General features: G+C 69.5%; 6 protein-coding genes. 1 reads left to right on the forward strand and 5 read right to left on the reverse strand.

What is annotated here, in order from left to right; translation table 11 throughout:
• Positions 1 to 136: 136 nt before the first annotated feature.
• The 3 genes from KL771_RS22870 to cpaB all read right to left on the reverse strand — a co-directional run bounded on the left by KL771_RS22870 (position 137) and on the right by cpaB (position 2,809).
• Entirely contained in the window at positions 137 to 472 is a 336-nt protein-coding gene (locus tag KL771_RS22870) for a hypothetical protein (RefSeq protein ID WP_261970822.1), read from the reverse strand.
• On the reverse strand, positions 456 to 1,907 hold the full coding sequence (locus tag KL771_RS22875; protein WP_261970823.1) for a type II and III secretion system protein family protein: 1,452 nt from the start codon (positions 1,905 to 1,907) through the stop codon (positions 456 to 458). The genes KL771_RS22870 and KL771_RS22875 overlap by 17 nt, the downstream gene beginning before the upstream one ends.
• A 116-nt stretch (positions 1,908 to 2,023) precedes the next feature.
• Positions 2,024 to 2,809: a Flp pilus assembly protein CpaB gene (cpaB, locus tag KL771_RS22880; protein WP_261970824.1), complete on the reverse strand. Its 786-nt coding sequence runs from the start codon at positions 2,807 to 2,809 to the stop codon at positions 2,024 to 2,026.
• Positions 2,810 to 3,122: 313 nt separating this feature from the next.
• On the opposite strand from cpaB, the gene KL771_RS22885 reads away from it, so the two are divergent.
• Positions 3,123 to 3,965, forward strand: coding sequence for a thermonuclease family protein (locus KL771_RS22885; RefSeq protein WP_261970825.1), 843 nt, complete (start codon positions 3,123 to 3,125; stop codon positions 3,963 to 3,965).
• 129 nt (positions 3,966 to 4,094) lie between these two features.
• On the opposite strand, the gene KL771_RS22890 is transcribed toward KL771_RS22885, so the two are convergent.
• Complete coding sequence (locus KL771_RS22890; protein WP_261970826.1) at positions 4,095 to 5,441, reverse strand: aspartate aminotransferase family protein; 1,347 nt, start codon at positions 5,439 to 5,441, stop codon at positions 4,095 to 4,097.
• A 122-nt stretch (positions 5,442 to 5,563) separates the two neighbouring features.
• Positions 5,564 to 6,979, reverse strand: a complete 1,416-nt coding sequence (locus KL771_RS22895) for a cytochrome P450 (RefSeq protein WP_261970827.1) — start codon at positions 6,977 to 6,979, stop codon at positions 5,564 to 5,566.
• Positions 6,980 to 7,619 lie beyond the last annotated feature (640 nt).

Here is a 7,619-nt window from a genome sequence, read left to right on the forward strand (position 1 = left end):
CAGTCCGGCATGCCAACGGGATCACGAGAGCTTTCCGGGAACAGGCAGAGACGGGTCTCGAGGACCGGCCGCACGGACGCAAAAAGGCCTCCCGGAGCGTTCCGGGAGGCCTGATGACCGAGCAACGACGGCGGGGTCAGCGCGCGGTCGTGCCGGCGGGAGCAGTCGGCGCGGGGGCCGCCGACGAGATGGCGTTGGTTGTGGCAGGCACCGGCGGCAGGATCATGCCGGTCCGGTAGCGTTCGCCGGCCGCCGCGGAGCGCTGTCCGCTGGTGGTCAGACGGGTGTCGGCGACGGCGCGCGGCCAGGGATCGATGGTCTGCAGCGCCTTGTTGGTGTTGACCGCGTCGCCGAATTGCATGGTCACCGAATCCTGGTTCTCCAGGCTGTCGGTGCCGCCCGAGCAGGCGCCGAGGGCGAGGACGGCGACGAGGGCGACGCCCCGGGCGAAACGATCAGCGAAGGACAACACGAGAACCTCCTAGGGGCATGTCGAGGATATGGCCGAGCGGTGCGGGGGCGGCCCCCCCTGGCGGCATGCGGACGGAATCCGCACGGACCTCGCCCTTGCCGCCGGCGAAGAATTCGGGGTCGTTGGCCGCACGCAGATTGTCGAGCGGGGTCTTGAGCGGCTGGCCGGGAACCATCGGCCGCACGAGGCGCGGCGTGACGATGATCACCAGTTCGGTCTCGTTCTTCTGGTACGAAGACGAGCGGAACAGCGCTCCGAGCACCGGCACGTTGCCGGCCCATGGCAACTGCTGCAGCAGCGTCGAGACGTTGGACTGGAGCAGGCCCGCAATGGCGAAACTCTGGCCGTCGCGCAGTTCGATCGTCGTATCGGCGCGTCGCACGTTCAGCGACGGCACGGTGACGCCGGAGAGCGTGACCGCGTTGGAATAGTCGAGTTCGCTGACCTCCGGGATGATCTTGAGATTGATCATGCCGTTCTCGAGTACGGTCGGCGTGAAGGCGAGACCGATGCCGAACTTCTTGAACTCGATGGTGACTTCGCCGTTCTTGTTGTTCATTGGAACGGGATATTCGCCGCCGGCCAGGAAGCTCGCCGTATCGCCAGAAAGCGCCACCAGGTTCGGTTCCGCCAGGCGCCGGGCGACGCGCTGTTCCTCCAGCGCCTTGATCAGGATATCGGCGCCGATGCCGTTGCCGAGCACCTGGGCGACGGCGACGCCGAACGGCGTGTTGCCGGACAGCAGGCCTGACGTGCCCGACGAGGCGCCGGCAACCGAGGCATTGGACGGATAGGCCAGCGAGCCGGTCGAGGGATTGTGGATCATCTTCGAGCCGAAGATGCCCCAGTTGAAGCCGAGATCCCGACCGGCATCGCGGTTCGCCTCGACGAAGCGCACCTCCAGCATCACCTGCTGGGAGCCGGTCACGCCGATCGAATTGATCACTTCGCTGGCGAACTGCTTGGCGATGGTGACGGCGCGATCGGCCGAGACCGCGTCGCGCACGGTACCCGACAGCATGACCTTGCCGTTATAGGTCGAAACCGTGATGCGCGAGGTCGGCAGGCGGCGATTGAGCTCGGCCTGGAGGCGGCCCGAATCGTGGGCGACCTCGACATCGATGATCCCGATCAACTGCTTCTTGGAATCATAGACCGAGACGTTGGTCGTCCCGATCGCGCGGCCGAGCACATAGAAGCTCTTGTCGGTCAGCGGCACCACATCGGCGACCTCCGGATCGCCGACGACCAGATCGGCGAAAGGGGCCTCGATGCGCATGGTCTCGGACTTGCCGCGCGTCACTCGGATCTGCTGGACCTTGCCGTCGCCGACCCGGACCAGCCGATCTTCCGCCCGCACCGTCGGAACGGCCGCAAGCAGCGGCCCCGCCAGGACCGCCGCGCCGAGACACAGGGCTCCGACAGTCTTCACCACGCCCCGGAACCGGAGCCTTCCGCCATCATCGTTCACGTCGCACCCCCGATCGCCATTCCGGCGACGGCTTCGTTCTCCAACCCGCCGTTTGCCGGCGGTGTCGGACCATCCCGGACCTACTCCACCTCGGAGCGGACCCCGTATTCCTGGCGCTTGGTGGCGCGGGAGACCGAGACGGTCGCCGCACGCACCCGGGTATTCTTCTGATTGTCGGCCAGCGCCTCGCCGGCCCGGCGCAACACCAGCGAGATCGTGCCGACCGACGAGGCGAAGGCGACCTTCTGGGCGACACCGGAATGCACTTCCAGCGTGACCGCCTTGGGCACCGCGGGCTTCTCGGCGCGCTGGTCGAAGCTCTGGTCGACGGCCAGCACCCGAGCCCGCTCGACCAGGACTTCGGTGATCGCATCGCCCTCGCCCTGATGGCGCGTGAGCAGCACGTCGACCCGGTCACCGGGCAGGACGAAGCCGGCCACACCGTTGACCTCGTCGACCTTCACGGTCACCGCCTTCATGCCCTCCTCGATCACCGAGGACAGCGTGGCGCGCTGGCCAGGGCCGGAGATCTTGGCCGGCAGGATCGGTTCGTTCGCCTCGATGGCGACCAGCGCAACCCGGCGGCCCTGCTGGGCAAAGAGCTCGGCGACAGTGCGGAAGGCGCCGGCCGGTACGGCTTCCGCCGGCCAGGCCACTTCCTTCAACGCGTCGCGCGCGATCTCTGCCCCGAAATTCAACGGCTTGGCCGCCACGACGACGGTCGACGCCGCGACAGCCGGGCCGGACACTTCGATGGTCCGTGCGCGCTTCTCAGCCTGCCGTTCAAGATAGGACTGCGACATGAACACGGCCGCGCCGCCGAAGACGAGCGCGAGCAGAAGCATGACGACGGTGTTGGTACGCAAAACCTGACCTCGATCGGCACCCTTCCCTTCCCCGTCACCCACCGTGGCGGCGCGCCATAAACAAGTCCTTAAGTGTAAAATTCGCTGATTTTTCATGGTTAACAAATGGCAAACGACTTTGCGTCAATTGCCTTGGCCCCGACGGTAGCACCGGAATCGGGGTTCCTGCGTATCCCGACCATGATTTTCTTAACCATTTCGGTGAACCGCGGATTCACGGTGTCCGGGCAATCGTCGGGAACGGCCGCGAAAGCGCCGCAAACCGGTTCCGGGGCGCGGCCTTGAGGGCGCCGCCCCATCGGATCCGGTTGCCATGAAGGCCTGGAAGAGCCATTTCGCCACCGTCTCGCTGACCGGCCTCGCCATGGCGGGGATCATCGCGGCGAAGCTCGTCGCCCCGACCCGGCCGGCCGAGGGCGGCGCGACCGTCGTGGCCGCCGACCCGGTCGAGACCGGATCGCTGCCCGCGCGCCGGACCGCCGACGCCCAGACCCGGCCGCGCCGGTTCCAGCCGTCGAACTTCAGCGCCGGCGAGGTCCGGCCGCCGGCCCCCGCCACCGTCACCCGGTCGCTGCGGTTCACCGTGCCCGAACGCTCCGATTCGGTCGTGCCGCCGGCCGGACGCTTCGGCGGCTCGACCGGCGTCGAGGCCGCAACCGCCGGGGAAACGGCATCGGCATCCGGCGCAGTCCGTGGCAGGCCGCCCGTCCGCACCGCCGGGCTGTTGCCGCCTGTCGGCACGGCGCCCGGTGCCGATGCGGCCGAACCCCGCCTGCGCGACACGCCTTTCAGCCAGGTGGAGGTCACCGACGGGCGCAGCTTCACCGCGTCCGGCCGGCGCATCCGGCTGGCCGGCATCCGCATCCCCGCGCCGGATCGCACCTGCCGGATGCTCGACGGCACGCCCGACACCTGTGGCGGGCGTGCGCGGACTCATCTCGAACTCTTCCTGCGCAATCGGCCGGTCCTGTGCGCGCTGCCGGCGGAGCCCGCGAAAGGCGCCGTCGAGACGCGCTGCCGGGTCGGCGCCGTCGACCTGTCGGAATGGATGGTCCGGTCGGGCTGGGCCGAGCCGGCCGGGGAGCCGGACGCCGCCCTGACCCGCGCCGCCGCCGAGGCCAGGCGCCGAAGGGTCGGCCTCTGGCGCGGCGCCTGACGGCCTCGGATGGCGGCGCGCAACGGCGTCCACCTATGGCCCGTTCCGGCCAGGCGCGGGTGATGCCCGTCCGTCTCTCGCCCGCGACCGGATTTCTGGGCGCCGACCGCAGCCCCCTTGCGGCGAATGTCAGCCGGCGCCGATTTCCGCCAGGGCGGCCCTGAGGCTCAGCCCGAACAGGACGGCGATCTCCTCCAATTCGGCCTCGGTGGCGATATAGGGCGGCGCCAGGATGACCGTGTCGCCGGCCGTGCCGTCGACATTGCCGCCCGAGGGGTAGCAGATCAGACCGCGCTCGAAGGCGGCGTTGCGGATGCGGATGTAGAGCTTCTCGGCCGGATCGAACGGGGTCTTCAGGGCCCGGTCGGCGACCAACTCGACCCCGACGAAGAAACCGCGGCCGCGCAGGTCGCCGACCGCCGCGATACCGTCGAGTTCGCGCGCGAGCAGACCCATGAACACCGGCCCGAGGTCGTGGACACGCTCGACCAACTTCTCACGCCGCATGATCGTCTGCACGGCGACGCCGGCCGCACAGGCGGCGGTGTGGCCCGTGAAAGTATGGCCGGTCAGCACGCCGCCATAGACCCGGTCGATCGGCTCGGCGACGCGTTGGTGGTAGACTGTCGCGCCGAGCGGCAGGAAGCCGCCGCCGAGGCCCTTGGCGACGGTCATGATGTCCGGCTCGACGCCGTCATGGGCGAGCGCCCGCCACGTGCCGCAACGCCCGGCGCCGCACATCACCTCGTCGGCGATCATCAGCACGCCGTAGCGGTCGCAGACCTCCCGCATCGCGGCCGCATAGCCGGGCGGCGCCGGCACGACGCCGCCGGCCGCACCGACCACAGGTTCGAATACGAAGGCGGCGACGGCATCCGGACCGATCCTCCGAATGGTCTCCTCGAGCTCGGCAGCATACCAGGCCGGCAGGGCTTCCGGCGCAACACCTTCGGGCGGCCGATAGGCATTGGCCGGAGAAATCAGCGCGCCGCCTTCGATCAGGGCACCCTCATAGGGCGCACGACGTTCGCGGAAGCCCGAGATCGACAGGGCGCCGAGCGTATTGCCGTGCCAGGAGCGCTCGCGCGAGATGAAGCGCCGGCGCGACATGTCGCCCCGGGCCGCGTGATACTGGAGCGCGATCTTCATGGCCGATTCGACCGCCTCCGAACCGCCGGAGACGAACACCATCCGCGTTAGCCCGCCACCGCAATTCGCCGCCACCAGAGCGGTCAGTTCCTCGAGCGGGTCGCTGGTGAAGGTGTAGCGGTAGCCATGGGCGATCCGGTCGAGCTGCGCCGCGATCGCTGCATTGACCTCCCGATTGCCGTGACCGAGGCAGTAGACCGCCGGCCCGCCGGAGCCGTCGATATAGCGCTTGCCGTTGGTGTCGTAGACCGACAGCCCCTCGCCCCAGGCGACTTTCGGCAGGGCGGCAGCCGCGATCGAGATCGTGGCCTTGGGCTGGACGGTCATGGGCGCGGCTCCTCGCGACGGCGGTCTTCTGAGGCCGACGACGCTGCGCCGGCCGCCGCATCCGCGTCAAGGCCGTCCGGCAGCAGCCGAGATCCGCAGCCTCTGCCGGTCTGCCGACCCTACTAGCGCCGCCGCGAGACCCGCATCGGGATGCCATGCCGCGCGCGCAGCGTGATGCGCTGGGTCGGCTCGATCCGAGCGCCTTCGACGAGATCGAAGCGGTGGTCACGCAAGGCGTTGGCCAGCACGACGACCGCCTCCTGCAGCGCGAAGACGGAGCCGATGCAGACGCGCGGACCGGCGCCGAACGGCAGATAGGCATAGCGCGGGATCAAATCGCGCCGGCCCGGCAGGAAGCGGCCCGGATCGAACAGGCCGGGATCGGACCACAGGCGCTGATGGCGATGGATGATCCAGGGCACGATCATCACGATGGTGCCCGCCTTGACGGGCCGGCCGCCGATCACGTCGTCCTTGACCGCCGCGCGACCGAGGAAGGGGGCCGACGGATAGAGCCGCATCGCCTCTTCGATGGCCGCCCGGGTCAGGACCAGATCGGCGACCGTCTCGGCCGTCACCGGCCCCGCGCCGAGCACGCTGTCGATCTCGGCCTCGACCGCCGCCCGCACGTCCGGCGCACCGGAGAGAAGGAGCAGCGTCCAGGCGAGCGCACCGGCGGTGGTCTCGTGGCCGGCACCGATGAAGGTCAGGACGTTGTCGCGCACCTCGCGGTTGGACAGGCCGATGCCGGTCTCCCGGTCGGCCGCATCGAGCAGCAGCGCAAGCAGGTCGCGAATCTCGCCCTCCCCCGTTCCGGCGGCCCCGGCCGCGAGCCGGGCGCGCCGCTCGGCGACCATCCGGTCGACCATGTCGCCGATGAAGCGGCGCGAGCGATGCGCCCTCAGCGCGCGCCAAGTCGGGATCCAGGACGGCAGGCCGAACAGATCGAGCAGCGAGACCCCACCGGCGCCCTCGATGAAGGCGTTGGAGTGTCGCGACAGTTCGGCCAGCGGCACGCCGAAGCCCTCGCGGAAGAGCGTCCGCTCGAGCACGTCGAGCGCGATCGCGCTCATCATCGGCGCGGCATCGATGACCGAGCCCTCGGGCAGGGCGGCCAGCCGGCGGGCTCCGGCGGCAGCGGCCTCCACCATGGCCGGCAGGAAGCCGCCGACCGCGCGCGGTGCGAAGAGCGGCGCCAGGATCCGCCGCTGCGCCCGCCAGGCCTGTCCTTCCGCAGCGAACAGGCCGAGCCCGATCGTCCGGGTCAGGATGCGCTTCTGCAGATCGTCGCGGAGATAGTTGGCCTCGTTGTCGACCAGGACATGGCGGATGCCCTCCGGGTCGTTGATGATCAGCCGCGGCCCGAGCAGCCGGCCGTCGATCTGGATATAGAGCTCCTCGAACTGTGCCTGGGTCCAGATGGTCAGCGGATTGTCGGTCAGCGCGCGGATATACTGGCGCGGCTTGAGCGGTGCGGCATGGGGCACCGGCGCCGGAGGCCGATAGGCGGCGACGAAGGGCAGGCTGGCCGCGGTCATGGGACGCTCCGGTTCGGATGGGGATACCACATCTAGCCGTCCGACGCGGCGCCATCATGGCGAAGCGAAGGCATATCGGGACGGTCATTCCGGCGGCCAGTATCAAACGGTATCGCACCCTCCCCCGAGAACATCGACGGCCCGCACGGCATCACCCGACGCATCACCTGGCCGCCGCAGGCCGGCCCCGCATCTCGCGGCGCTTTGGCGCGATACCTCGGGAGGATTGTCGATCTCGCGGCGCATCCCCGGCCGGAGCGCCAGCGGAGAGCCGGGGCCCACTCTCATCCCGACTTGCCTCAGGACACCGCATCTATGCGTGATCTTGACGCCGCTGCGGTGCGAGTGGGTCCCGGATCGGCGGCCCTTCGGGCCTTGTCCGGGATTGCGGTTTGGGAGGGATGGCGAGGAACGGGATGCCGCGGGCCGGCCCCGCATCTCGCGGCGCTTCGCCGCGATACCTCGAGATGATTGTCGATCTCCCAACGCATCCCCGGCCGGAGCGCCAGCGCAGAGCCGGGGCCCACTCTCATCCCGACTTGCCGCACGGTACTCCGTTTGTTCGTGATCTTGACGCCGCTGCGGTGCGAGTGGGTCCCGGATCGGCGGCCCTTCGGGCCTTGTCCGGGATTGCGGTTTG

The sequence above is a fragment of the Prosthecodimorpha staleyi genome (assembly GCF_018729455.1).
In the GTDB taxonomy this organism is placed as follows: domain Bacteria; phylum Pseudomonadota; class Alphaproteobacteria; order Rhizobiales; family Ancalomicrobiaceae; genus Prosthecodimorpha; species Prosthecodimorpha staleyi.